This window comes from Anaeromyxobacter diazotrophicus (assembly GCF_013340205.1).
Classification (GTDB): domain Bacteria; phylum Myxococcota; class Myxococcia; order Myxococcales; family Anaeromyxobacteraceae; genus Anaeromyxobacter_A; species Anaeromyxobacter_A diazotrophicus.
In genome coordinates this window covers 435,152-459,949 of the sequence record NZ_BJTG01000001.1, presented here as the reverse complement: position 1 = coordinate 459,949, position 24,798 = coordinate 435,152, and the positions used below count along the sequence as shown (strand labels likewise).

Annotated in this window: 19 protein-coding genes; 9 read left to right on the top strand and 10 right to left on the bottom strand. The window is 72.3% G+C overall.

Annotated features, from left to right (window positions below):
- Position 1 precedes the first annotated feature (1 nt).
- From HWY08_RS02030 to HWY08_RS22215, 8 genes are all read right to left on the bottom strand, one after another.
- Positions 2–5,338 (bottom strand): pilus assembly protein, encoded by a 5,337-nt coding sequence (locus tag HWY08_RS02030; protein ID WP_176062448.1) that lies wholly within the window; start codon positions 5,336–5,338, stop codon positions 2–4.
- Positions 5,339–5,351: 13 nt separating this feature from the next.
- Positions 5,352–5,831: a hypothetical protein gene (locus HWY08_RS02025; protein ID WP_176062447.1), complete on the bottom strand. Its 480-nt coding sequence runs from the start codon at positions 5,829–5,831 to the stop codon at positions 5,352–5,354.
- Positions 5,832–5,844: 13 nt separating this feature from the next.
- Positions 5,845–7,083: a PilW family protein gene (locus tag HWY08_RS02020; RefSeq protein ID WP_176062446.1), complete on the bottom strand. Its 1,239-nt coding sequence runs from the start codon at positions 7,081–7,083 to the stop codon at positions 5,845–5,847.
- Positions 7,080–7,613 carry a prepilin-type N-terminal cleavage/methylation domain-containing protein gene (locus HWY08_RS02015; RefSeq protein ID WP_176062445.1) on the bottom strand — a complete coding sequence of 178 codons (534 nt, stop codon included), beginning with the start codon at positions 7,611–7,613 and terminating at the stop codon, positions 7,080–7,082. The genes HWY08_RS02020 and HWY08_RS02015 overlap by 4 nt, the downstream gene beginning before the upstream one ends.
- A complete protein-coding gene (locus HWY08_RS02010) occupies positions 7,613–8,284 on the bottom strand; it encodes a pilus assembly FimT family protein (RefSeq protein WP_176062444.1) in 672 nt (223 codons plus the stop codon). Before HWY08_RS02010 ends, HWY08_RS02015 begins: the two co-directional genes overlap by 1 nt.
- A 172-nt stretch (positions 8,285–8,456) precedes the next feature.
- A complete protein-coding gene (locus tag HWY08_RS02005) occupies positions 8,457–9,215 on the bottom strand; it encodes an ABC transporter permease (protein WP_176062443.1) in 759 nt (252 codons plus the stop codon).
- The gene (locus HWY08_RS02000) at positions 9,212–10,120 is read right to left on the bottom strand and encodes a tetratricopeptide repeat protein (RefSeq protein ID WP_176062442.1); all 909 of its coding nucleotides are present in this window, start codon (positions 10,118–10,120) and stop codon (positions 9,212–9,214) included. Before HWY08_RS02000 ends, HWY08_RS02005 begins: the two co-directional genes overlap by 4 nt.
- Positions 10,121–10,193: 73 nt before the next feature.
- On the bottom strand, positions 10,194–10,808 hold the full coding sequence (locus HWY08_RS22215) for a type IV pilin protein (RefSeq protein ID WP_176062441.1): 615 nt from the start codon (positions 10,806–10,808) through the stop codon (positions 10,194–10,196).
- Positions 10,809–11,055: 247 nt separating this feature from the next.
- On the opposite strand from HWY08_RS22215, the gene HWY08_RS01990 reads away from it, so the two are divergent.
- Genes HWY08_RS01990 through HWY08_RS01980 form a run of 3 tightly spaced genes read left to right on the top strand, consistent with a single transcriptional unit; the run spans position 11,056 to position 15,244 of the window.
- Entirely contained in the window at positions 11,056–12,012 is a 957-nt protein-coding gene (locus HWY08_RS01990; protein ID WP_176062440.1) for an ABC transporter ATP-binding protein, read from the top strand.
- The gene (locus tag HWY08_RS01985; protein WP_176062439.1) at positions 12,009–12,992 is read left to right on the top strand and encodes a prepilin peptidase; all 984 of its coding nucleotides are present in this window, start codon (positions 12,009–12,011) and stop codon (positions 12,990–12,992) included. Before HWY08_RS01990 ends, HWY08_RS01985 begins: the two co-directional genes overlap by 4 nt.
- 56 nt (positions 12,993–13,048) lie before the next feature.
- Positions 13,049–15,244: a hypothetical protein gene (locus HWY08_RS01980; protein ID WP_176062438.1), complete on the top strand. Its 2,196-nt coding sequence runs from the start codon at positions 13,049–13,051 to the stop codon at positions 15,242–15,244.
- A 12-nt stretch (positions 15,245–15,256) separates the two neighbouring features.
- On the opposite strand, the gene HWY08_RS01975 is transcribed toward HWY08_RS01980, so the two are convergent.
- Positions 15,257–17,041: a hypothetical protein gene (locus HWY08_RS01975; protein WP_176062437.1), complete on the bottom strand. Its 1,785-nt coding sequence runs from the start codon at positions 17,039–17,041 to the stop codon at positions 15,257–15,259.
- Between the two features lie 132 nt (positions 17,042–17,173).
- Here HWY08_RS01975 and HWY08_RS01970 point away from each other — a divergent pair, with 132 nt between their 5' ends.
- Both HWY08_RS01970 and HWY08_RS01965 read left to right on the top strand, forming a co-directional pair.
- The gene (locus HWY08_RS01970; RefSeq protein WP_176062436.1) at positions 17,174–18,670 is read left to right on the top strand and encodes a glycosyltransferase 87 family protein; all 1,497 of its coding nucleotides are present in this window, start codon (positions 17,174–17,176) and stop codon (positions 18,668–18,670) included.
- On the top strand, positions 18,667–19,707 hold the full coding sequence (locus tag HWY08_RS01965) for a glycosyltransferase (RefSeq protein ID WP_176062435.1): 1,041 nt from the start codon (positions 18,667–18,669) through the stop codon (positions 19,705–19,707). The genes HWY08_RS01970 and HWY08_RS01965 overlap by 4 nt, the downstream gene beginning before the upstream one ends.
- A 33-nt stretch (positions 19,708–19,740) precedes the next feature.
- Here HWY08_RS01965 and HWY08_RS01960 read toward each other — a convergent pair whose 3' ends face one another.
- Entirely contained in the window at positions 19,741–20,385 is a 645-nt protein-coding gene (locus tag HWY08_RS01960; protein WP_176062434.1) for a class I SAM-dependent methyltransferase, read from the bottom strand.
- A gap of 64 nt (positions 20,386–20,449) precedes the next feature.
- On the opposite strand from HWY08_RS01960, the gene HWY08_RS01955 reads away from it, so the two are divergent.
- From HWY08_RS01955 to HWY08_RS01940, 4 genes are all read left to right on the top strand, one after another.
- A complete protein-coding gene (locus tag HWY08_RS01955) occupies positions 20,450–21,457 on the top strand; it encodes a glycosyltransferase family protein (protein WP_176062433.1) in 1,008 nt (335 codons plus the stop codon).
- A complete protein-coding gene (locus tag HWY08_RS01950) occupies positions 21,454–22,176 on the top strand; it encodes an FkbM family methyltransferase (RefSeq protein WP_176062432.1) in 723 nt (240 codons plus the stop codon). The genes HWY08_RS01955 and HWY08_RS01950 overlap by 4 nt, the downstream gene beginning before the upstream one ends.
- 2 nt (positions 22,177–22,178) lie before the next feature.
- Positions 22,179–23,204, top strand: coding sequence for a lysylphosphatidylglycerol synthase transmembrane domain-containing protein (locus HWY08_RS01945; protein WP_176062431.1), 1,026 nt, complete (start codon positions 22,179–22,181; stop codon positions 23,202–23,204).
- A gap of 91 nt (positions 23,205–23,295) precedes the next feature.
- Positions 23,296–24,795, top strand: a complete 1,500-nt coding sequence (locus tag HWY08_RS01940; RefSeq protein WP_176062430.1) for a glycosyltransferase — start codon at positions 23,296–23,298, stop codon at positions 24,793–24,795.
- The last annotated feature ends 3 nt before the right edge of the window (positions 24,796–24,798 follow it).

The window sequence follows — 24,798 nt, the reverse complement described above, 5'->3', positions numbered from 1 at the left end:
TTCACTCGCAGGTGGTGGCAGCCGCCGCCGCGTTATGGCGGCAGTCGTGGAGATCCCGCGGGACCTCCAGCCAGTACATCATCTCGGCGGTGTCGGTCCGCGTGCCGTAGTTCGTCGGCGTGACCATGCCGCCCGATCCGCCAGGAGGGAATTCGAGCCCCTGGTACCGCACCCCCGAGGCGCCCACCACCACGCGGATGGTCGGGGGGTTCGGCGCAGCGATGGTGTCTCGCTGGACGGCGCGGACGTAGGCGTGGGTGGTGTCCGTCGAATACTGGTATCCGCACGCCGCCGTGGGCGCGCCGGTCATGTAGTCGGCCATGTAGCCGTAGGTCTGCGGCGTCCCCGCCGTGCTGGTGCACGGATCGGTGCCGCTCGTCGACGCGCCGATCGGCCGGAAGCTGCCCCAGGACGTGCAGCCGAGGATGGTCGACGCCGGGGCGCCGGTCTTCTCGTCGTACCACGGCGGCGCGGGGTCGCAGCTCGCCAGCGGACAGCGGTCGCCGTACTCGTAATACCAGCCGGCGTCCCCGCTGGTGGCCTGGCAGGTCGTCCCCGAGGCGCAGCTCACGGAGCTGAGGAGCGGGCTGGCGGGGTTGTAGGTCGCGACCGCCTGCGTCACGTCCACGAGCTTGCACGTGCCGCCCGTCGGCCCGGTGCAGCCGGCGTACGCGACGTCCGTGAAGCGGTTCTTCTCGAAGGCCTTCACCTCGTTCTTGACGTTCGACGACGTCGCGACGTCGAACATCTTCCCCGCCGTTCCGCCGAACGACCAGACGCCGTAGAAGCGCGACTTCGTGGACGCGGCCGGCATCGTGCCAACGCTGTTGGTGCCCAGGTTGGTGGAGGGCTGGCACACGCCGTTCTGGTCGCAGGTGAGCTGAGCGGTGAGGGTCGGAGGGGACGCGCCGGGGCAGATGAGCTGGAGCGTGGCGGTGGTGGTGAAGCTGCCGCACGCGAGCGGCGCGCCGCAGCTGCTGCTGGTGGGATCGAGCTGGAGCATCCCGGAGGCGCAGCGGAACTCCCCGCTCCGCGTGCAGGTCCCGAAGGCGTCGCTGAAGGTCGCCTGGACGGTCGTGCATCCCGCGGCGCAGCAGCCGAGGAGGTTGTCCGGCGTGCACTCGTTCCCGATGGTCATGCTGCGGGCGCGGTTGCCGGAGCCGAGCGCGGTTCGAAGGGTGTGGGTGGTCTCGTCGAAGACGTTGTCCGCCATGAAGAAGAACGGAGAGCGCCCGGCGACGTTCTGGAGGTCGCTGGAGAGACGCTGCTGCTCGAACGTGCGTGCGGCGTACCAGTTCCCGACGCGCTTCGTCGTGTCATCGAGGACCCCGGGGCTCCAGAAGCGGGCGACGAAGAGGCTGCCCCCGAGGTCACCCCAGGTGGCGGTGTCGAAGAACCCGTCGTGATCGGAGGTGGCACGGCTGGGGTCGCCGATGTCGACGGCGCCGACCGTGGCGGTGACCGGGAACATGCTGGTGCCGCTCCCGTAGCTCATGACCGACTTGAAGTCGTCATCCGTGAACCGCCAGACGACCTTCCCTGTCCAGACGTCGACCATCCACACTGCGCGGCCCCGGGTCAGCGTCGGATCGTACCCTCCGTTGATGAAGACGATCCACCGCTCCTCGAAGTTCCGGGTGGTGGGATCGGGGACGCCGCTCCCCAGCGCCATGCGCACGGGGCCGATGGGGGGCGGACCGGGCGCGAAGTCGGTCCAGCTCTGGCCCATGTAGCGCGTGTCATCCGAGCCGGGCGGCGGGAACGCCCACAGGAACTTGGGACTGGAGACATCCGTGATGTCGAGCGCCGTGTACTGCGTGCCGCCCGAACGCTCGGTGATCACCGCGACCGTGTGGAACTCCTCCGAGCCGGGGGCGTACTGCTTGACGTTGTCGTGTGCGGAGGTCACCGCGGGATCGGCCGCGCTCCCGTCCACCCACACGTCCTTCACCATGACGTTGCCATCCACCATGTACTGGTGCGCCTGCGTCAGGTCCTTGAGGCGCGGGAGCAGGTCGGGCGGGATGAACGCCCAGACCTCCTCCCCCGTGCCGCGGGTGTAAGGCCGCACGCCGAGCGCGTTGCGCGTGGGCTGGGCGGGATCGGGGCTGCCTGCGTCGAAGGCGTGGAGCATGCCGTCGTTGGAGCCTACGAGCACCAGCTGCTGTCGGTCGACCTTCGCCAGGCGGTAGGCCTCGTAGGCGTCCACCTGCTGGCTCCCGAGGCCCTGGTAGGTGTTCACGATCTTCGTCTGGCTGGAGAGGGAGCTCGGGCTGAAGATGGTGGCCGTGCACTGGTTCTCGAAGCCGGTGGCGCACGAGTACTCGTCCCGGGGCGGCCGGACCACCACCGGCGCGGAGTGGAAGATGTCGCCCAGCTTCCAGAACACGGGCGTGCCGGTGCGGGCGTCGTTGGCGCGATCGCGCTGCTCGCCGTCCGCGCCGCTCGGGCAGGAGGTTGCGTTGGACTGCCGGCCGGGGGCGCCACAGCCGTCGCCGTCGATGTCCGTCAGATCCCAGCCGTGGACGAAGTTGACGATCGCCGTCGCGCACTGGTTCACGACCGAGGTGCAGGCCGGGAGCGGCGAGGTCCCGCAGATCCCCCACAGCTGGAGCTGCTGCGAGCACCACGCCGGGGTGAGGCTCATGTACGGCGCGAAGACGGAGGCGTTGGCGGTGTTGAACGGCTTGATGGCCCCGTCCAGCACCGAGTAGATGGTGCGGTTGTCGGCGCTCTTGTACCCGGGGACCGCCTGCCCGGCCTTGGGATCGCCGGCGGGGTAGGTGGGGTTCGAGAGGACGAAGCCGGCGTCCCAGAACATGTTGGCCGGCGTCGTCCCTTGCCCTTTCTTGAGGAACGCGCCGGTCTTGGGATCCTCGGTCACCTCGTCGCAATCGGCGTCGACCAGGAAGACCCCGGTACAATCCGCGGTGCCGGCGGCGGTGGCGTTGCCGTCGAAGTTGGCCGAGATGGTCTTGTTCCCGCAGGTCACCTGGGGCTGGTCGGCGGCCGCCGGACCCTTGGTCGGATCGCAGCCGTTCAGGAACTCGTCGAAGAGCATGCCCTGGTAGACGTGGCCCTCCCAGGTGGCCGTGTCGTTGGGCTTGAAGCGGGTGAGCACGGCCTCGACCGCCACCGACCGAAGGGTGGAGAGCGACGCCGCGGCGGGGGCGCTGAAGGAGTTGGCGCGCTCCACGATGTTGTTCACCGCCGAGGTGACCGCGTCCAGCAGGCCCTTCGCGTCGGGGGCGTTGCTGAACTTGCCATTGCCCATGTTGGCCGTGGCCTTGAGGAGCTGCACCGCCTTGTTCACCGTGGGCGGAGGCGGGACCTCCAGCCCGAAGCTGATGGTGAAGGTCGTCACCGTCTGGGGGTTGGCCACCGACAGGTCGGTGCGGAGGTCGTTCGAGTGCAGCCACGAGGCGATGCGCGGGAGGGAGGTAGGTGGGTTGGAGGCAGAATCGCTCGGGCTGCAGCACATGCTGGTCGGGCAGATCTGGCCGGCCGTGTAGGTGCCGGAATCGCCGGAGCAGGTGCAAGGGCAGGTGTAGCCAGCCGGGTGGTGAGTCGTGTCTCCGGCGCAGGTCGTGTAGCAGGCGCCGTGGTTGGGCGGGTACTGGGTGGTGTCGCCAGGACAGGTCGAGTAGCAGGCGCCGTAGTTCGCCGGGTGCTTGGAGCCGTCGGGACACGTGGAGTAGCAGATGTAGCCGCTCGCGTAATGCGTCGTGTCACCGGGGCAGGTGGCGTAGCAGGCCGGGGTCGCGCCTGACTGAGCGGTCGTGCTGCCCGCGCAGAAGTATCCGGAGCATTGGGTGTCGCTCGCGCTCATCGAGCCGTTGGGGCACTGGTAGCAGGGGTCACCGGCCTTCGAGCAAGACGTGCTGGTGCTCCCGCAGCGGAGCTTGTTTTGCGCGTTCTTGGCGCAGATGGCGGCGACGCCGAAGTCGCTCGCGTTCTTCCTCGTGGCGTTCGGGCCATTCGTGGCGATCACATTGGTCGCGTTCGGGCCGTTGGTCGCGTTCACCGTCGTCAGCCTGGGGCAGGTCGCCGGCACGCCGGTCTGGCAAGAGTCCCCCGGGCCGCAGTTGTTGCTGCTCTTGTAGGTGCCGTCGTCATAAGCCTTGATGACGGCCGGCAGCGCGTTCTCGGAGTTGGGCGAGCCGTCGGTGACGATGATGATGTTGTTCTGCTGGCACCCCCAGCAGATCGAGCACTGGTTGGAGTTGCTCGTCGCCCATGGGGCGTTCACGGCTCCCGCGGAGCTCTGCGAGAGGGTACTCGACTCGAAGGTGGAGCCGAACGCCTGGGTGTAGAGGCCCGACGAGGAGAAGTACTGACCGACGCCGAAGAGCGTCGAGGCCATCGGTGTCGAGCCGCTCATGAAGCTCGGCACGCCGGTGAGCTTGCGGTTGAGAGAATCGAGCATGTACTGCCGCGCCTGCGTGAACGCCGTCGCCGACCGCGGATAGGTGTTCGGCTTGTCTGGGCCGAGCGGAACGATGATCTCAGGGCCAAGGATGGAGAGGCCAAATCGGATCGTGTCGGTCGCGTTTGGGTGAGCCGGGTCGATCCACACCGTGTCCTTGATCGCCTTGCGGGCCGCCATGAACTTCGGTGGGTTGGCGTTCAGCCAGGCGCCGCTGAACACGAGGTAACGACCAGTGCTGCCGCCCGAGGTCCTGTAGGAGTAGAAGTAGAATCCCTTCGCCGGCGTGGTGGAGTTGCCGAAGAGGCACAGGCGGCAGGCGGCGTCGTCCGGGGTCACCGTGGTGCCGCCTGCGCTCGTGTTGCAGCTCGTCTTCGGCGTCGCGGAGGTCTCGGTCCACGAGTTGAACGAGTAGATCTGGTCTCCCTGGAACAGGCAGGCGTTGCCGGTGCACGTGCTGCCCCAGGTCGGCCGGTCATCGAGGCCGCTCGAGGCGAGGCCGTGGCCAGGGTCGTAGACCGCCGCCTGCGGCACGTAGCTCTGCATCCAGGCGAGCTCCGACTCGGCGCTCACGTCACAGGTGCCAGTCACGCCGGCCGAACTCGGGATGCTCAGCGAGGTCGGCCACTGGCAGGTGGCCGGACCGGAGCTGTCCCCCCAGGCGCTGGTGATGTTGTCCCCGCACTGCGGGAGCGTCTTCATCGACCCCGAGGAGTCGAGGATGAACATGACGTTGGACGGCCCCACCGGCAGCGTGAAGAACTGCTCGTCCCCGGCGGTCGGGCCGCGAACCGTGCTGGCGAGGGACGTCGTGGGGTTGAAGCAGTCGGGCTGGACGCTGTCGGCCTGGAGCGGGAGGAGTGCCAGCGCCAGCAGGGCGAGCGGGACGAGTCCGATGGTGTTCTTGCGCATGATCTTCCCTCGCCTAGAGCCCGAACCGGATGCCGAACTCCACCTCGAGCTGGCGCCCGCTGGTGGGCGTGCCATCCCCTCCCACCTGACAGTGGACGACGACCTTGTACGGCGTTCCGCCCAGGCTCTGCGCCTGGATGCGCCAGTTCGCCGTGCTGGGCTTCGTCGGACCGGCCGCCCAGGCCGGGAGTGGACTCACCTGGACGACGCTGGCCCCGTCATAGTGGCCAGCCGCGAGCTGGGTCCTGCTGTCCAGCGCCACGTTGAGCGGCAGGACCTCGGTGACGGGTGCCCCCAGCAGCTTGAACTTGCTCAGCAGGAGCGTGCGTCCCGCCTCGGCGCACGCGACGAGCTCCTGCTGCTTGCGGCCAGCCGTCGAGGCCGAGAGCTCCAGGGCGGAGTAGCGGATCATCGCGACCGCGACCGCAAGGATGGCGGTCATCACGAGAAGCGTGAAGAGCAGGGCGCTGCCGTGCTGGGATCGACTTGTCATGGAAGCCTCGGGCCTACCCGCCGCCCACGTTCAGGTTGTCGGTGCCCGCCGCCGTGGAAAGGACCGGGATGTACGGCGTGCGCGCGTCGAGGTTGCGCGTCAGGGTGGTGGCCTCGAACAGCAGGTGCCGGTAGCCGGTCTCGGGCGCGGTCAGCGCGCTGCGGTTCCCTGCGGCGGGGAGCTGGTTGTCCTGCAACGAGCCCAGGGTGGTGCGCTTCTCGGCCGAGCGGATCACGACCGCGACGCGCACGCCTCTGATGTTGGCGGGGTGATTGGTGAACCGCGAGGGGTCGGTGCGGGCGGTCCCATAGCTGGGGATGCCAGCCGCGGGCGCGAGTTCGATCCCGCCGGCCGCATTGGCGAGCGGGGTGCCCGCCACGGCGGGGACGCTGCCCAGCGCCGGCGCCGTCGCGGCGGGGAAGAGGTACGAGACCTGCAGATCCTCCACGTCCGGCGCTGCGACGGTCAGGATCGGTGTCCCGCTCGCGTCGACCAGCCCCTGATCCAGCATCAGGAAAGGCCGCGCCCCCGCCGCGCCCCAGGTCTGGACCGCTCCCGCCGCGTCGTAGGTGCCGACGAAGTACCGGAACCTGTCGACCTTGAGCGCCGCGACGGCGCCGTCCTGGAAACAGGGGCGCAGCAGCCAGTCGTTCTGGAAGGGGAAGTCGGTTCCGGTGTGGCTGCCCACCGCGACGGAGATCGCGCCGGTCGAGGTCTTCACCGGGACCTCGGCGTCCACCGTGACGTACGCCCAGTCGAGCGTGCCCGTGTAGCAGGCGAGCTGCAGGATCTGACCCTTGTGAAGCGGCACGTTGAGCGGGCCCTGGATCTTCACCTCGGTGGTGGTTGGGGCCGCGGCGACCGCGTGGTTGAAGAAGGCGTCCCGGGCCAGGAAGACGAGCTCGTCCGGACGGGTGGCGCTGTCACGGCACGTGACGGGCGTCGCGCAGGACTGGCCCGTGATGGTCACCAGCGTGCCACCGGGAGCGCGATCCATCGGGGCGTTGTCCATCTTCCCGAAATCGAAGGCCATGGCGGGATCGATGCCGTAGCCGGCCATGCGCAGGTTGTTCGAGATGTCCTCCAGGGCGAGCCGTCCCGCCTCCTGCAACGCGCGGTCGTCCGCGCCTGCGGCGAAGGCCCGCTGCTGGTTGATCATCAGGACGACCGCCCCCCCGACCACGATGACGCCGACCAGCGACGCCACCATCAGCTCGACGAGGGTGAAGCCGCGTGCGCTCGGGATCTTCATTGCGCGTCCGCCGGGTTGACCTTGGTGGTGAAGAGGACGAGCCGGCGGAAGCCACCGCCCTGCGGCCAGCGGACGATGACCGCGATCCGCTTCGCGTCGGGGACGGTGTTGCCGTTCCAGTCGTCGCTCTCCGACACGTTCCAGTAGCGCTCGTAGCCGGCTGCCGCGAACTCGGCCTGCGGGACTCCCAGCCACACGGCGCCGCCGGCGGTGAGATCCACCTCGCCGTGGTCGGCCGGTGGTGCGCCGGCGGCCTCGAAGGCCAGCGTACCGTCGCCGAGGTCGGTGTCGTTGGCGGGGAGGGCGTTCGTCAGCCGGGGGTCGTCGTACGCCCAGAGGTTGATGTTGGCCACCAGATCCTGGGCGAGGGCGGCCGCTCGGGTGATGCGCCGTCCATCCTCGTTCATCTTGACGCTCTGGCTGGCGATGCCGAGCGCGCCCACCGCGCCGATGACGAGCAAGGCCATCGCGATGGTGACCTCGACGAGGCTGAAGCCGTGGGGGTGGTGCGAGCGCATGGGGGCCACCATCACTCCACGCTGAAGGTTCGAATGGCGCCCGACGGCAGTACCGTCAGGACGCGGGAGCCGCCCAGCTCGGAGTTCGTGAGCGCGACGCTCCCACCGTTGGGGAGGGCGCTCGCCACTCCGCAGTCGGCGAAGAAGGCGGCACGGCCGCGGGCATCGAAGCGGAGCGCGCCTCGCGCGCCGCCGCCACTGGGGACCGTCCCGGTGCAGAAGCTGCAGCCGTTGGCCGGTGCTGGCGCCAGGTTGTACGGAAACGGGAACGCCTGGGCGCGAGCCGGCGCGGACAGCGTCACCCCCCGCGGGAGGTCGATGGCGTCCAGCGTGTCGCCGTGCAGGTTGGGCAGCGTGGTGCAGTAGTCCAGGTTCCCCGCGGGAGCAGCTCCGCCCATGAAGCCGCCGGCCTCGTCGGCGATGACCAGGATGCGCCCTGTCCCCGAGGACGTCGTCGCCGCCGGGTAGAAGATCACCGCCACGTCCTTCCCACGCGCGAGCGCCTCCTGCCGCGCGCGGTGGACCAACGCGTGGAGCTGGGTGCCCAGCCCGGCGAGCTCGACGCGCGGCCGGGTGCGGTGTACGAGCGGGTATCCCATCGTGACCATCGCCGCGGCGATGGCGAGCACGACGGCGACCTCGATCAGCGTGAAGCCGCGCTGTCTTCTCGGAGTTGCCGGCACGGAGACCTCCGGGCCGGGTCACCTGCAAGAGCGATGCGACGCGAGGGCAGGCGCGGGTGTTCGAAAGCCCACGAAATCACGCTGCAAACGCCGCAGCGCAGGTCTCCGGTGCCGCCGTCGCACATGAAAACGTTGCAGGATCTGCAGCGCCTGCACAGGCGGCTGCCGAGTCTCAGCGGAGATCGCGGCTGGCGAAGATGGCCGACGAGAGCGCGAGTGCGACGGTCGCGTACAGCAGCGCATAGAGCAGCGCGTACCCGAGCTGCGCCCCGCTGATCGCCTCCTGGTAGACGACCTGCACCTTGAAGTCGAGGGCCGACAGGTGGGGCAGCGCGAAGCCGACGGCCCGGAGGACGGGGTTGCCGCGCCAGTAGGCGAGCACGTCGCGGGAGAAGTGGCCGGAGAAGGCGAGGCAGAGGCTGAAGATGGCGGCCAGCGTGGCGTTGGTGAACGTGGAGAAGAAGACGGCGATCGCCCCCACCACCGCGAGCTGGGCCGCCAGCGCGGCCAGCGCGGGCAGGAGCGGGCCCGCGAGGAAGCCGAAGCCGCGCAGGTAGACGGCCAGCACGGCCACGGTGGTCCCGGCCATCACCGCCAGGTTGAGCGTGAGGACGAGGACGAGCCCCAGGTAGCGGCCCACGACGTACTGCGTCCGCGAGATGGGCTTCGCGATGACGGGGTAGAGCGTGCGCCGGGCCACGTCGCCCGCGACCAAGCCCGCCCCCACGAAGACGGCGATGAGCGTGCCGAAGAGCTGGGCCGCGGTCAGCGCCAGGTCGGCGATGATGCGGTACTGCTCGCCGAACGTGACCTGCGAGATGACGACCGACGCGCCGATGAGGAGCAGCGCGAAGATGAGCAGGTTCACCGCCAGCTTCTGCCGCATCGACTCGCGGAAGGTCAGCCCGGCGAGGCACCGGATGGCGTTCACGGTTGATTCTCCTGTCGCTGCGGCGCGGCGGGGGGGAGCTGGAGGCGGCCGGGGTCCGGCGGCTTGAAGCGGAAGTCGCGGCCGGTGGCGTGGACCTTCCCGTCCTTCGGGTCGAGGTAGTAACGGCCGCCGAACGGATCGGTGGTGGGGGCCGGGAGCCCCGCCGCGCGGACCTCGTCGAGCGAGCGCGCGGGATGGCCTTGCTCCGCCGCGAAGCGGGCGACGGACGCGTCGAGCCGGGCGAAGTCGCGCTGCAGCAGCGCCAGCTTGTACTGCTCCTCCAGCGCGGCGGCGGTCGCGTCGTCCCGCGCCGTGTCGCGCAGCTCCTCGAGGAAGCGGATCGCGCCGTCGACGGAGCCGCTCTTCACGTCGAGCGAGAGGGCCAGCTGGGAGATGTGGGGGGATGCGCCCGGCGTGCGCGCCGCGAGCTCGGCCCAGCGCGCCGCCGAGGCGTAGTCGCCGCGGTAGAAGTAGTCGTTGAAGGCCAGGTAGAAGGGGAACGTCCACCACGCCGGGCGCCCGGGCTGCAGGCCCTTCTTCAGGAGGGCGTCGGACTCGGCGAGGCGCCCCTGCGACGACAGGACGATGCCGCCCGTCTGGTAGGCGTAGCCGTGCCCTGGGTCGAGGTCGGTGATGAGGTCGATGAGGGGGTACAGCTTCCCCCAGCCGCGCTCGCCGGCGCGCGGCTCGCCGATGTACTGGACCGCCTCGAGCCAGTAGGCGTCGGCGACGGTGAGCCGCACCGGCGCGGAGAGGATCCGCAGCGCGCCCGGCTCCGGCACGTACGGCACGTCGTAGGGCCGATCGAGCCCCATGCGCGACAGCGCGCCCAGCGCGGCCCAGCGCAGCGGGAAGGCGAGCGCGAGGGCGACGGCGAGCGGGAGGGCGGCGGCGCGGAGCTTCATGGGTCGGGCGAAACGAACAGCGGCGCCGCCCTCGCGAGCGGCGCCGCCGATGTTACGACAGAACCCGAGAGGCCTAGAAGACGCTGTCGGCCGAGAGCGGGATGACCTGGCCCATCGGGTCGGCCGGAGCCGCGCCCGCGGCGTCCGAGGTCGCCAGCGCGTGGAGGGTGACGTCGGGGGCCGCCGTGCAGGGCGCCGCCGGGGGCACGCCGTTGGTCGTGATCTTGCCGTCCGGCCCGATCTGGGGGTTGTAGACCGCGTCGGCCGCGATCTTGGTGTCGCCGTCGATGTCGCTCCAGGCGCAGATCGAGAGCGCGACGCCGTTGGTGTTGGCCTTGGCGTTGTAGCGGGCGTAGGTCGAGCCCTGCACGATCCAGTCGATCTTCTGCGCCTCGGCGAGGTCCGTGTCGGCCCACGCGAGCTTCGCCGTGCCGAGCGTGCCGCCCGTGGGCAGGTCCTGGGCGAAGCCGTAGTAGACGCCGGAGACGCCGGACGTCGCCTGGCGCTCGCTCTGGCGGAGGGCCTCCTCCGACTTGAAGATGGCCTCCAGGTTCGTCTTGCGCTCGCTCGCCTTCGAGCGGAGCTGGTAGCGGAGGAAGTTCGGGATCGCGATGGCGGCCAGGATGCCGATGATGGCCACGACGATCATGAGCTCGATGAGGGTGAAGCCCTTGGACGTCTTCTTCATGTTGCCTCCATGTGCGTCGTGGCGGTCCTTCCGCCAGGACATGCGCAGCTGTGCGACACCTGCTGTGTACCGTCCTGACTGAAGCACGAGCGGTGCCAGCGGCGCTTGCTCGCAAGCTCGCGGATCCCCCCGTGTCGGACATCCGCATGCCCCTGACGAAATCCGTCGGCGGGTGGCGAGCACTGACGATTTTCGTCAGCGCGGCCCGTCTTTGACAAGGCGCCGCAGCCCGCTGAAGATGCGCCCGATGATCCTGAGGACGGAGGGCCTCGCCAAGACCTTCGAGGTGGGCTTCCGGCGGCGGCGGGTACAGGCCGTGCGCGATCTGACGCTCTCGGTGCAGGAGGGCGAGATCTTCGGCTTCGTCGGCCCGAACGGCGCCGGCAAGACGACCACCATCAAGATGCTCATGGGGCTCATCTTCCCCAGCGGCGGCCGCGCGTTCATCTTCGACGCGCCCATCCCGTCGACGGCCTCCAAGGCGCGCATCGGCTACCTCCCCGAGAACCCTGCCTACTACGAGTTCCTGACCGGCCGCGAGGCCCTCCGGTTCTTCGCCCGGCTGGCGCGGGTGCCCGGGGCGGACGCGAAGCGGCGGTGCGACGAGCTGCTCGAGCTGGTCGGCCTCACCCCGGCCGCCGACCGGCAGATCCGCAAGTACTCGAAGGGCATGCAGCAGCGCCTCGGCATCGCGCAGGCCCTGGTGGCCGACCCTGCCTTCGTCATCCTGGACGAGCCGATGAGCGGGCTCGACCCGATCGGCCGCAAGGAGGTCCGGGACCTCATCCTGGAGCTCAAGCGGCGCGGCAAGACCGTCTTCTTCTCGACCCACATCCTGCCCGACGTGGAGAGCCTCTGCGATCGCGTGGGCATCATCATGCGCGGCCAGCTCCGGGACGTGGGCCGGCTGGGCGAGCTGCTCTCGCCGCGCGTCAAGACGGTCGAGCTCTCGGCGATGGTGCCGGAGGGCGCGCGGGGCGCCCTCGCCCGCGGGCGCGTGCTGGCGGAGGAGGGTGAACGCGTCAGCGTCGCCTTCGACGACGAGGCGAGCGCGGACGGGGCCGTCCGCGCGGTGCTCGCCGCCGGCGGGCGGCTCGTCGCGCTCACGCCCCACCGCGAGACGCTCGAGGACTTCTTCATGCGGCGCCTGCAGGAGGGCGAAGCGCGCCCCGAAGCGACGCCGCGGCGGCTCGCGGCGCCGTGACCCCGGAGCTCGGCCCAGCGCTCGGCGCGCTCGTGGCGGTCTGGGTGGCGCTCCTGGGCGCCGTCGTGGGCAGCTTCCTCAACGTCGTCATCGCGCGCGTGCCGGCGGGGGAGTCGATCGTCTACCCGGGCTCGCGCTGCCCGCGCTGCCGCACGCCGATCCGCTGGTACGACAACCTGCCCATCGTCTCCTGGCTCGCCCTGCGGGCGCGCTGCCGCGCCTGCGGCGCGCGGATCTCCGCGCGCTACCCGGCGGTCGAGGCGCTGGGGGCGGCGGCGGCGCTGGTGATCTACGCGCGGCACGGGCTGTCCGGCGCGGCGGCGGTCGAGCTCGCGTTCGTCGCGGCGCTCCTCGCCCTCGCGTTCATCGACGTCGACACCTGGCTCCTCCCGAACGTCCTCACCTGGGCGGTCCTCGCCTTCGGGATCCTGGTGGCGCCGCTCGGGATCACGCCGGCCACCACCCTGCGCCACGCGCTCTACGGGGCGGGGCTCGGGTTCGCGGCCTTCGCGCTCCTCGGCTGGCTCGGCGAGCGGCTCCTGAAGAAGGAGGCGCTGGGGTTCGGCGACGTGTGGCTGCTCGCGGGGCTGGGCGCCTGGTTCGGCCCGCTGCCGCTCCTGCCGGTGGTGCTCCTGGCGTCGGTCCAGGGGTCCGTGGTGGGGCTCGCGCTCCTCGCGATGGGCAAGGGAGAGCCGGGGCCCGCCGCGCCGCTCCCAGGCCCGCTCCCGCCGCCGCCACCGCTCCTGCCCGGCGACGGCGGCGAAGCGCCCGGCGAGCCCACGGCCGACGCCGCGCCCGCTGCGCAGGAGCAGGAGCAGGAGCAGGCCGGCGCGGGCGCCGCGCCCGCGAGCGAGCAGGACTGGGTGCCGCCGAAGCACGCGGTCCCGTTCGGCCCCTTCCTCGTCGCCGGCGCGCTGGAGTGGCTCTGGCTGGCGGGCCTCCTGGCGCGGGCCTTCCCCGTGCTCCGGCTGTTCGGCTGATCTGCGTGGGGTCTCGCGTGCGGCGCTCCCGGCGGTCCCTCCTCGCTTCGCTCGCCGTGCTGGCGGTGCTCGCGCTCGCCGGCTGGGTGAGGATCTCGAACTACCCGGCCGTGCTCGGGTCCGGAGAGCTGCTCCCGCAGCTCGACGGCGACTCCTATTACCACCTGCACCGCGCCCTCGAGACGCTGCGCCACTTTCCCCGCGTGCCGCACCTCGACCCCGGGATGAACTGGCCGCGCGGCGCGGCCTGCCCATGGGCCGACGGCTTCGATCTGGGCGCCGCCGCCTTCGCCGCCGCGCTGGGCGGGGGGAGCCCGGCTCGCGAGCGCCTCGCGATCGCGCTGTGGCCGGTGCTCCTCGGGCTCCTCGCCGTGGCGGCCACGCTCCGCCTCGCGCGCACCGTCGCTCCCGGCGCCCGCTGGCGCGGCGCGGTGCTGGCGGCGGGCGTCGCGGCCGCCCTGGTCCCCGAGGGCGTGCTGCACGCGCGGCTGGGCCGGGTGGATCACCACGTGTTCGAGGCGCTGGTGATGACGCTCCTCGCGACGTGGAGCCTGCGCCGGCTACCGGGCGCGGGAGCTGGCGCGGCGCGGCCTCCGCCGAGCCCCCTCCGCATCGAGCTGGAGGGGGCGCTCGTCTCGGCGGTCGCGGTCTACGGCTTCACCGGGTCGCCGCTGTACGTCGCGATCGCGGCGGGGCCGCTGGCGTGGGCCGCGCTCCGCGACGGGCGGAGCCTCGGCTCGGGCGGCCCCGCGCTGCTCGCCGGCGGCGCGCTGTCGGCCGCGCTCACGGTACCCGCCCTGCTCGATCACGGGCAGCTGCTCTCGTTCAAGCTCCCGACGCTGCTCCAGCCGGCGCTGGTGGCGCTTGCGGGCGCCGCGATCCTGGCGCTGGCGTGGTGCGCGCGCGCCGGCGCCGGGCGGCGCCGGGCGAGGTGCTGGGGCGTCGCTGCCGGCGCGGGGGCCCTCGCGGCCGTCGCCGGTGCGCTCGCCTGGCCCGCCGTGCGCGAGGTGCAAGGCGCGCTGACCGGCTGGCTCCTGCACCGGGATCCCTGGCTCGACGCCGTCGGCGAGTTCCAGCCCATGTTCCGAGGGCTGGACGGCGCCGCCGGGTGGCTCCGCGCCTACTGGTTCCTCGGGTGGTCCGGCTTCTTCCTTCCCGCGGCGGCGGCCCTCGTGGCGTGGCGGCTGGCGCGCGGCTCGCGGCGCGCCCTCGGGCTGCTGTTCGTCACCGGGTGCGTGACCGCGCTGTCGCTCCTCCAGAACCGGTTCGACCGGGTGCTCGTCCCGTTCCTGGCGGTGTGCGTCGGCCTGGCGGTCGCGACGCTGCTGCGGCTCGCCGCCGCGCGCCTGCCCTGGGCCCGGGCGCCGGTCTGGGCCCCGCTCGCGCTCCTCGCGCTCTACGCGGCCGATCCGCCGAGCCGCGCGCTGCTCCTCCGCGCGCCGCGCGCGCCGCTCGCGGCGGAGCCCTTCGTCGAGGCGGCGCTGGATCTCCGCGACCGGCCCCCGCCGGCGGCGCTCGCGCCCGGCGTGTTCACGAGCTGGGACTCCGGTCACCAGGTCCAGGCGATGTCGGGGCGGCCGGTGATCGTGAACGGCTTCGGCTCGTACCTCGACGCGGCGGAGTTCTCGCGCGCCGAGGAGCTCTTGCGGAAGGGTGAGCCCGAGCTCGAGGCGTACCTGGCCGAGCACCAGGTCGGGCTCGTGCTGGCCGGCGCGGCCACCCTGGGCGCCGACGTGACCACGGCCGGCGGGGTGCGCAGCTTCGCGGCCGGGAGGCTCGACGAGCGCTACATGGTCGAGCTGCCGCTGTCGCCGCTGCTGGTCGCCGGCTCGGGCATCCCGGGGTGGAGCGTCCACCACCTGGCGCACCTGCTGCCGCGGTTCGCCTCGACCGGCGCGGTCGCGGGGATGACGTTCCGCCTGCCCTTCCTCTGGAGCTACGAGCGCGTCCGCGGCGCGGTGGTCCGAGGCACGGCTCCGCCGCGCGCGCGCGTCGTGGCCGAGCTGCCCTTCACCGAGCACCGGCGGCCGCACGTGTACAAGGCGTGGACCGACGCCGCCTCCGACGGCACCTTCGAGCTCGTGCTGCCGTTCCCCAGCCGCTACGTCAGCGGCAACGTGAGGTCCGGGGACGCCTGGACGGCCTCGCTTGAAGGCGGGCGTCCGGTCCGCTTCGAGGTCCCCGAGGCGGCGGTCCGCGGCGGGGCCACGGTGGTGGTGGGGCCGGTGCCGCCGCCCGTGCCGTCGCGGTGACGAACCCTGCGCTCAAGGCGCCGGCGGGGCGGCGCGCTGCGCCGCCCCGGGCCGCCGCCGGAGCAGGACGATCGGCGCGTAGGGATCCGTGACCGGCTCGTAGTGCGCCCGGATCCAGCGGCCGGCCTCGACGGCGTAGGTCACGCCGAAGAGCTGATCGCCCATGTCCCGCATGATCCACTTGTACCAGAGCACCAGATCGGGCGGGTCGCGCTCCCACCGCGCGATGACGGCGGCCTCGCGGTACCCACCGTAGAACTCCATCGGCAGGTGGGAGGCCATGCCGTCCGCGCAGCCGCGGCGCTCGAGGAGGAAGTTGATCGCCGCGGCGTGGGGGAGGACGAGCAAGCTGCTGGCAGGCGGCGCGCGCGCGATCTGCTCGAAGGGAGCCGCGGGCTCGAGCAGCTCCGGCGCCAGCCAGACGGTCCCGCGGGGCAGCGACAGGTGGACGGTCCGCTCTGCCAGGAACCTGCTCGAGGAGAACGTCGCAGCAGCCGAGTTCCCGACGAAGAGGGCGGCCCCGCAGGCCGCCACGGCGCGGCGCGTCCAGGGTGAGTCCGGCGCCAGCCGCCGCAGGTCTCCGAAGAGGAACACCCCGAGCCACACCAGGGCGGGCGCCAGCATGAAGAAGCCGTAGTGCGCGGGGGTCGCCGCGAAGGTGATGCGCAGCGACGCCGCCACCGTGAAGACGGCCAGGAGCAGGTGCGGCAACGACTCCGTGCGACTCCCGAGGTCGCGCCACCAGCGGAGCGCCCAGAACCCCGCCGCGCCGAGGGCGAGGAAGGGGAGCGCGCGGAAGGGACGATCGGGGCTCAGGGACGCCGCGAAGGCCAGCACCGCGAGCCCGCTCGCGGCGACCACCGCCGCGCGCGCCGGCGGCCGGAGGCGCGCCGAGCGAGCGAGCGCGGCGGCCCCCAGCGCCACGCCCGAGGCGCAGCCCAGCACCGCGACCGAGAGCGCGGCCGCCACCAGGTTCTCCCGCAGGTCCGTGAGGCCCATGACCTGGCGGATGAAGTGATCCGACCCCGGGTTGAGGACTCCGCCCAGGTTGTCGCGGAAGAGCGCCGGACCGGTGCGCGCGTACAAAAAGCCGTAGACCGCGCCGACCACGGTCGCGGCCGCCGCGTAGCCGGCGACGTGGAGCCAGCGGAGGCGACGCGACAGGAGGGCCGCGCACGCGAAGACACCGTGGGCCGCCAGCGCCGGGGTGAGCGGCTCCACCTTGCACAGCCCCGCCAGCGCGAGCCACGCCGCCGAGGCCGCGAACGGCGCCGCGCCGCCGGAGTCGTGGTGGCGGAGCAGGAAGGCGAGGGACAGCAGCGCCGAGAGCATCCCGTAGGTCGCGGCGAACGAGTACGGGAGGACGAAGTTGAAGATGCCCTCCGGGCCCAGGTGCGCGAAGGCGAGCACGCAGACGAAGCCGATGGCGGGGGCCACGGCCGCCCATCGGCCGACGAAGCGTGCGGCGATGGCGTGGAGCGTCAGCGCGGTCGCGACGCCCGTCGCCGCGCCCGCAGTCGCGAGCACCTCCAGCCGCACGCCGAACAGCCGGTACAGGAGCGCGTTCAGGTAGGGCGCGAGGGGGCCGTAGTAGTAGCGGAGGTCGGAGTAGAGTCGCTCGCCCCGCAGGATTCGCCTCGGCCACTCCAGCTCGCGGCCCGTGTCGAGGACGAAGCTGCCCCAGCGTCCCCAGCCCGCCGCGAGCGCCGCCGCCGCCACCGCGAGGATGAGCGCGACCGGCGCGAGCCTGGCCATCCCCAGCCGCCCACCGCTCGTCTGATCCTCCGCGCGCCGCAAGGCTTCGCTTATAGCAGAGGTGCAGCGGCGCTCCGAGCGGGCGCGCCGCGCCGAGGTCGTCGCGGGTGCGACGATGTCCGCCCGCGCCGTCGGGTGGCGCGGCGCGCCGGGATTTCACGGTACGATGCGCTCATGTCCATGCCCGGCCCCACCACCAGCCGCTCCGATCGATCGCGCTGGCTGCTCGTCGGCGCCGTGGCGTGCCTCGTCGTCGTCGGCTCGGCGTGGTTCAGCCTTCCGCCGGGCGTTCGCAACTGGGACAACGTCGTGAAGCTGCAGGTCGCCTACAACTTCGTCAGGGGCAAGGGGTTCGTCGTCACGGCGCACACGCCGGCCGACGACCACTACCTCATGCGGGGGCGCGACGGCCACGCGTACACCGGGTACCCGCCCGTCGCCTTCGTGCTGCAGCTTCCCGTCCTCGCCTTGAGGCTGTCCGGTCACGAGGCCGTCGAGGGCCTGGCGCCGCTGCTCGTCCTGGGGCTTGCGGCCTGGGCGCTGGTGGCGTGGGGGCGCCGGAGCGGCGCGTCGCCGCCGGCGGCGATGGCAGGCGCGATGCTCGTCTGCTTCGGCACGGCGCTCTGGCCTTCGGTGGCCCATGGCTACGACAACCTGATCGAGGTCCTCGCGATCGCGATCCTGCTCTGGGCGGGCTCGGGCGAGGAGCGCCCGCGAGCATGGACGTGGGCCGGCGCAGCGCTCGGCGCGGCCTTCGCCACGCGGCTCGGCGCGGGCGTCCTGGCGGTCCCGGCGGCGGTGCTCGTGGTGGGCCAGGGCCCGGGGGGACTGCGCGCCGTGGCCCGGCGCGGGCTGGCGTGCGCGATCGGCTGCTTGCCGGGCGTCGCCGTCGTCGCCTGGTACAACTGGCTGCGGTTCGGCTCGCCGCTGGTCGCCTACACCGTCACGTCGGTCGGGACCGCGGACCAGCTCCTGGTCGGGTGGTTCTCGCGGGAGCACCTGCAGGCGATGGCCGGGCTCACGATCAGCCCGGGGAAGGGCGTGCTGTGGTACGGGCCGCCGCTCATCGGCGTGGTGCTCTGCGCGCGACCGCTGTACCGGCGCCATCCCCAGGCGTTCCGGGCGCTCGGCGCGTACCTCCTCGCGTGCCTCCTGTCGTTCGGCCGGTTCAAGTACTGGCACGGGGAGTGGGCCTGGGGGCCGCGCTACATGGCTCCGCTGTACGTCGCGGCGGCGCCGCTCGCCTGGTGGCTCTGGGAGGAGCTGCGGACGCGACGGGCCGCCGTGAGGGCGGCCGCGCTCGCGGCGGGGGCGCTGCTCGTCGTCGCGCAGGCGGTGCCGGTGACCGGCTATCCGGTCGAGGCCCACTTCGCGACGACCCTGCCTCGCCTGGCCTCGGAGCGACGCCTCGCCACCACCTCGGCGACCTCGGCGCCCCTGCCCGCCGACAACGACGTGCTCTACTTCACGATGGAGAACTCGATGTTCGTGTCCCTGGCCCAGCAGTTCGCGCAGGTGACCGAGCCCTACGGAGCAGGGGAGGTGATCCGGCGCGGCTTCGCGCTGGCGATGCTGGTGCCGCTCCTCGCCCTCGCGTCCGTCCTCGCCGTCGCCCGCGGGTGGCGGCGAACCGAGCCCTCGCCCGCGGGAGAGGCGGCGCTCTCGCCATGATCGTCCGGGCCCTCGAGGAGACGGCGGCGCGTGAGGACGGGGCGCAAGAGCGCTCGGGTCGCACCCGCGCGCCGGGGCGGCGGAGCGCGAGCATCGCGGTCATCATCCCCTGCCTGCAGGAGGCGCTGACCATCGCGGCCGTGGTCGCCGACTTCCGCCGTGAGCTGCCGGAGGCGACCATCGTGGTCGTCGACAACGGGTCCACCGACGAGACGGGCGCGATCGCCGAGGCGGCGGGTGCGGTCGTCCTGCGCGAGAGCAGGCGCGGGAAGGGGTACGCCGTCCGGAAGGGCTTCCGCGAGGTCGACGCCGACGTCTATCTGCTCGTGGACGGCGACGGCACCTACCCTGCGTCCGCCGCGCGCCTCTTGCTCCGACCGGTGCTCGACGACCAGGCGGACGTCGTCATCGGGGGGCGGCTCGACGGTGCCTCGGCGAGCGAGTTTCGCTGGATGAACCGGCTCGGGAACCGCCTCTTCCTCGCCACCGTGAACGCCATCTTTCGCGCGCGCATCAGCGACCTCTTGACGGGCTACCGCGCAATGTCGCGCGAGTTCGTCCGGCGCTCGCCCATCCTCTCGGGCGGCTTCGAGCTCGAGACGGAGCTCACCATCGTCGCCCTGGACCGCGGCTTCCGCACCGTCGAGATCCCCGTCCGCCTGACCTGTCGGCCCCCCGGCAGCACCTCCAAGATCCGCGTCATCGGCGACGGCCTGCGCATCCTGGCCGCCATCTTCGCGCTGCTCAGGGACTACCGACCGTTGACCTTCTTCGGAGGCATGGGGCTGGGCATCATGATGGCGGGCCTCTGCCCCGGCGCGTACGTCACCTGGGAGTTCCTGCACACGCACGAGGTGCGCATCCCGACGGCCGTGCTGGCCACGGGGCTCGAGCTGCTGGGGATGACGTTGATCACCTCGGGCGTCATCTTGACGACGCTCTCTCGGCGCTTCCGCGAGATCGACTACCGGCTGGACGGGCTGGAGCGGGATCTCGCGCGCCCGCGCCTGCCGCCGTCGGAGACGCTGCCGGGGTGAGCCCAGCGCTGGCCGAGGAGAAACCTCTGCGCTTCAGCGATCGTCGCGGCGCGCGGCCTTGAGCACGTCGCACTCGACGGTCACGTCCCAGTCGCCGCGCCGCGCGCGCACCAGGGCCCGCACGTCATCGAGGGTGGGGTACGCCGGGTCCGTCCCGAGCAGCCGCGCGTCGTCCGCCAGGAGGACGTCCTCCGGCGTGCCGTAGCGGAGGGCGGAGTCGATCTCCCGCAGCAGCGGCGTGTCGGTCGCCCCGCGCGCCGTGAGGGGGCCGGAGTAGTGACCGTCCAGCCACAGCACGGCGGGCCGGGCGAGCTCGCGCAGCAGGGGGCCGAGGAGCTCGCCGCTGTCACCCTGGTGGACGTGGATCCTGGGCTCGGAGGCGAACCGCCGCGCCGCCCGGCGGGCCAGACCCGGTGAGAGCTCGATGGAGTGCAGGACCTCGAAGCGGTCGCGCACCAGCTGGAGCAGGTCGCCGTAGAAGGTGCCGGTCTCGACGAAGGCCTGGCGCCGGGGCGACGCGAAGCGGAGGACCAGGTCCGCCTTCACCGCGCGGGGCGGCGTAGGCTCGAGGTGGAGGTTCCACCGCCGGAGCTGCAGGGCGTCGAGGACGGGCTGCACGAGTCCGAAGCCCGGCACCGGGCGGAGGTAGTACTCCAGGAACGGAATCACGCTGCGCATCGACGAGACTATACTTGGGGCGAGTTCGGCTCGTCACCACCGCCCGCCCACCTCAGCTCCCCGGATGCCCAGGCTACACATCCTCACCCAGTATCTCTGGCCCGACGACGCGCCCACCGGCGTGTACGCCGAGCAGGTCGCGGACGCGATCGGCGCGCGCGGGGTGGACGTGAGGCTCGTCGCGGGCTCCGGACAGTATCGCGCCGGCGCTCGCCGCCCACCGCGCACGCCCATCCTGCGCCTCGATCACCGGCTCGGCCGACGCGGGAAGCTCATCTCCACCGCGCTCGAGTACCGCGCCGTCCACGGCGCCTTCGCGCGTTACGTGGCGCGCGAGGTCACGCAGGGTGACGTGGTGATCGTGACCAGCGCGCCGCCGACCTCCCTGTTCCTCCACGAGCACGTGCGGAGGCGCGGCGCGGTGGGCGTGTACTGGCTGCAGGACTACTACCCGGAGCTCATCCGCGGCGTGTGGGACGCGCCGCGCATGCTCCTCGGGCGACTCCGGAGCACGTGGGACCGCGCCCTCGGCCGGTGGGACCACGTCGTCAAGTCGGCCGCCAACCTGGCCTACGCGGGCGCCAACGCCAGCGTCATCCGCAACTGGAACACGATCGAGCCGGGCGAGCCCCGGCCCGCCGAGGCCCGCACCGCGCTCTACTCCGGCAACCTCGGATACGGGCACGACGTGGACGCCTTCCTGGCGATGTGCCGGCGGCTCCACGGCGAAGGATACGCCGTCACCGTGCGAGGGGATGGGCCTGGGATGCGCCGGCTGCCCTCCTGGATCCGCGCCGAGGCGCCGCTGGCCTCGCCCGGCGAGCTCCTCGCCAGCTACTGGCGCGCCGAGGTCCACCTGGTCGCCGCGGACCCGCGCCTGCCGGCGGCGATCTTCCCCTCCAAGCTCTGGAACGCCCGGGCGGTGGGCCGACCGATCGCGGCCTCCGGCTTCGCGGGGCCGATGGCCGCGGAGCTCGAGCTCGCCCGCGAGGTGGACTTCCGGGGGCATCTGCCACAGTGGGTCGAGTTCGTGCTCGGGGTCATGGCACGAGGAGGTCGAGCGGACGCATGACGCTGGCCGGGCGCGTTCACGACGTGGTTTACCGCCTCGGCTCGGCGGTCGTGGTGGGCTTCCTGCGCGTCCCCGCCCTGGGCGCGTTCATGACCGCGTTCGCGAAGGTGTGGCTCCGGCACGCTCGCATCGCCACGCACCTGCGCGCGGCCGACTACGACCAGGTCCTGGACGGCGGAGCCAACGTGGGAGAGTTCGCCGCCCTGGTGCGCGCCACGCGGCCGGGCGTGCCGCTCCTCTGCGTCGAGCCCCACCCCGGCGCGGCGGGCACGCTCCGGCGCCGCGGGTTCGACGTGGTCGAGGCGGCGCTCTGGAAGGAGGCCGGGTCGGCGGAGCTCACTCAGCCGACGGACGCCTCGACCTCGTCGACGCTGCTGGGCGGTGCGCCAGGCAGCGCGCCTCGCTGGACGGTGCGCACGATCCGCATCGACCAGCTCCCGCTTCCGGGCCGGCGGCTGCTCGTCAAGCTCGACCTGCAGGGCGCGGAGCCCGAGGCCCTCGAAGGCGTCGGAGCAGCGTGGGAGCGCGTGGCCGGGGTCCTCCTCGAGGTGAGCTACGGTCCCCAGGGTACCTACGAGGCCCTTCGCGAGATGCTGGCACGGCGGGGCTTCTACGAGGCGGCGACCTTCAACGAGCTGGAGGTGGAGGGTCGGATCGTCGAGGCGGACAAGCTGTGGCTCCGGGCCGCCCCGGCAGCCCCGTCCGGCCCAGTCCGGTGAGCGTGGCCTCGAAGCGGTCGGCGCAGGCGCTGGCCGGCCTCTCGGTCTCGGCGCTCGCCTGGTGGGCGGCGGCGCGAGGGATCTCCTGGCGCGCGGCGTGGGACGCCGCGCGTGACGGCGACTACCGGTTCCTCGTCCCGTATGCCGCGCTCTTCGTCGCGATCCACCTCGTGCGCGTGCTGCGCTGGAGACTCCTCCTCGGGCCGGTGAACCGCGTGCGCTTCCGGCGACTCAACGCGGCCACGGCCGTGGGCATGATGGCAGTCCAGATCCTGCCCTTTCGCATGGGCGAGCTGGCGCGGCCCACCCTCGTCGCGGACGGGGTGCGCTTGCCCTTTGCGGCGGCGCTCTCCTCCGTGGTGGTCGAGCGCCTCGTCGACGGCCTCTCCGCGACCTTGCTCCTCGTGCTGGCCGCGCTCGCGCTGCCCCCGGAGTTGCCTGGTCTTCCGGTGGTCCGCGCCGCCGGGCTCGCGGCGTTCGCGGCCTTCGCCGCGCTCACCGGCGCGCTCGCCCTCGCCTGGTGGAAACGTTCGTTCACCGTTCGCCTCACCGAGCGTCTCCTGCGCCCGATCTCGGTCCGGCTCGCGGAGAGGTCGTCGCGGGTCGTGGACGCCTTCATCGAGGCGCTCCGCTTCGCGCCGGGCGGGGCCAGGGTGCCACTCCTGCTGGTGCTCACCGTCGCCTACTGGGCCCTCGCCGCCGCGAGCATCCGCGTGCTGGCGATGGCCCTGGGCCTTCACCTCTCCGTCGCCGCGAGCGCGCTCGTGCTCGGCACGGTCGTGCTGGGGGTGATGATCCCGGCCGGTCCCGCGATGGTCGGGACATTCCAGGCGGGTGTCGTGGCCGGGCTCTCGCTGGCGCTGCCAGCGTTCGAGCTCGGCGCGCGCGGGGTCGCGTTCGCCAACGTGCTGTGGGGCGCCCAGGTAGGCCTTCAGGTGGCGATGGGGCTCTTGTTCCTGGCATCGCCCCACATCCGCACCGGCCTGCTCCTCAGGGGATGCGTGGCCGGCCCCGGGCCGCGGTCGTGATGAACGGCTGACCACCGGTGCACGACCGGAGCGTCCGGCTGCCCCGGGCCCGCTGGGACCGGAGGGCGCTCCCGGGTATGCTCCTCCGGCGATGACCTCCCTCTCCGTCCTCGTCCCCGTCTACAACGAGGAGCACCTCGTCGCGACCTCGCTGGCGCGGCTCCGCGCGCTGGAGCAGAGCGAGCTGCTCTCGCGCGTCCAGGTCATCGTCGTCGACGACTGCTCCACCGACGGCACGCCGGAGAGCCTGAAGGCGTTCGCCCGGGCGCAGGAGGAGGCGGCGGCGAGCCGCGAGTCCGGCCGGCCGGGCTGCGCGATCGACTGGGTCTTCCTCCGGCACGAGCGCAACGGCGGCAAGGGGAGAGCGATCCAGACCGCGCTCGCGCACGCCGACTGCGAGCTCAGCGTCATCCACGACGCCGACCTCGAGTACCACCCCAAGGACCTGCTCCGGTTCGTGAAGGTCTTCGAGGAGGAGCGCGCGGACGCCGTCTTCGGCTCGCGCTTCGCCGGCGGCGAGGCCCGGCGCGTGCTCCTGTTCCGCCACGAGCTCGGCAATCGCCTGCTCACCTTCCTGACCAACCTCGCCACGAACCTCAACCTGACGGACATGGAGACCTGCTACAAGGCGGTCCGCACCGAGCTCCTCAAGTCGATCCCGCTCGTCTCCAACGACTTTCGCCTGGAGCCCGAGCTCACCATCAAGCTCGCCAAGCGCGAGGCGCGGATCTTCGAGGTGCCCATCAGCTACTCGGGGCGGACCTACCAGGAGGGCAAGAAGATCAACTGGCGGGACGGCGTCTCGGCGCTGTGGGCCATCGTGCGCTTCAGCCTCTCGGACGGCATCTACGCCCGCGACGCCCACGGCAGCCAGATCCTCGGCCGGCTGGCGCGCGCCCCCCGCTTCAACGCCTGGATGGCCGACACCATCCGCCCCTTCCTCGGCTCGCGGGTGCTGGAGATCGGCAGCGGCACCGGGAACCTGACGCGCCAGCTCATCCCCCGCAGGCGCTACGTGGCGAGCGACATCAACCCGCTCTACCTCCAGACGCTGCGCGGCCTGACGCCCGACCGGCCCTACCTGGACGCGCAGCTCACCGACGTGACGGCGCTCGAGTCCTTCCCGCGCGTCCGCGACTTCGACACCGTCATCTGCCTCAACGTCATCGAGCACGTCGACGACGACCGCGGCGCGCTCGCGAACATCCGCTCGGCGCTGGCCCAGGGCGGCCACGCCATCGTGCTCGTGCCGCAGGGGGAGGGGCTCTTCGGCACGCTCGACGAGGTGCTGGGGCACAAGCGGCGCTACAGCGAGGCGTCCCTGCGAAAGCTCGCCGCCGACGCCGGCTTCGAGGTGAAGCAGGTGCTGCGCTTCAACCGGGTCGGCTCCTTCGCCTGGTGGCTCAACGGGAGGGTCCTGCGCCGCCGCACCTTCGGCCTCATGCAGATCAAGCTGCTCAACCTCCTCACCCCGCTCTTCCGCAAGATCGATCGCGCGCTGCCCCTGCCGGCGCTGTCGCTCATCGCGGTGCTCGAGCCCAGGGCGGTCGAGGCCCAGGCGCAGCGCGCGCCGGCCGAGCTCGCCGGCTGAGCC

What these genes read in the sequence shown, in the direction of transcription:
- HWY08_RS01950 (WP_176062432.1), top strand. Translation starts at nt 21,454, where the DNA reads ATGACGCTGGCCGGGCGCGTTCACGACGTGGTTTACCGCCTCGGCTCG.
- HWY08_RS01970 (WP_176062436.1), top strand. Translation starts at nt 17,174, where the DNA reads ATGTCCATGCCCGGCCCCACCACCAGCCGCTCCGATCGATCGCGCTGG.
- HWY08_RS02000 (WP_176062442.1), bottom strand. Translation starts at nt 10,120, where the DNA reads ATGAAGCTCCGCGCCGCCGCCCTCCCGCTCGCCGTCGCCCTCGCGCTC.
- HWY08_RS01990 (WP_176062440.1), top strand. Translation starts at nt 11,056, where the DNA reads ATGATCCTGAGGACGGAGGGCCTCGCCAAGACCTTCGAGGTGGGCTTC.
- HWY08_RS01955 (WP_176062433.1), top strand. Translation starts at nt 20,450, where the DNA reads ATGCCCAGGCTACACATCCTCACCCAGTATCTCTGGCCCGACGACGCG.
- HWY08_RS22215 (WP_176062441.1), bottom strand. Translation starts at nt 10,808, where the DNA reads ATGAAGAAGACGTCCAAGGGCTTCACCCTCATCGAGCTCATGATCGTC.
- HWY08_RS01940 (WP_176062430.1), top strand. Translation starts at nt 23,296, where the DNA reads ATGACCTCCCTCTCCGTCCTCGTCCCCGTCTACAACGAGGAGCACCTC.
- HWY08_RS01960 (WP_176062434.1), bottom strand. Translation starts at nt 20,385, where the DNA reads ATGCGCAGCGTGATTCCGTTCCTGGAGTACTACCTCCGCCCGGTGCCG.
- HWY08_RS02015 (WP_176062445.1), bottom strand. Translation starts at nt 7,613, where the DNA reads ATGGTGGCCCCCATGCGCTCGCACCACCCCCACGGCTTCAGCCTCGTC.
- HWY08_RS02025 (WP_176062447.1), bottom strand. Translation starts at nt 5,831, where the DNA reads ATGACAAGTCGATCCCAGCACGGCAGCGCCCTGCTCTTCACGCTTCTC.
- HWY08_RS01965 (WP_176062435.1), top strand. Translation starts at nt 18,667, where the DNA reads ATGATCGTCCGGGCCCTCGAGGAGACGGCGGCGCGTGAGGACGGGGCG.
- HWY08_RS02030 (WP_176062448.1), bottom strand. Translation starts at nt 5,338, where the DNA reads ATGCGCAAGAACACCATCGGACTCGTCCCGCTCGCCCTGCTGGCGCTG.
- HWY08_RS02020 (WP_176062446.1), bottom strand. Translation starts at nt 7,083, where the DNA reads ATGAAGATCCCGAGCGCACGCGGCTTCACCCTCGTCGAGCTGATGGTG.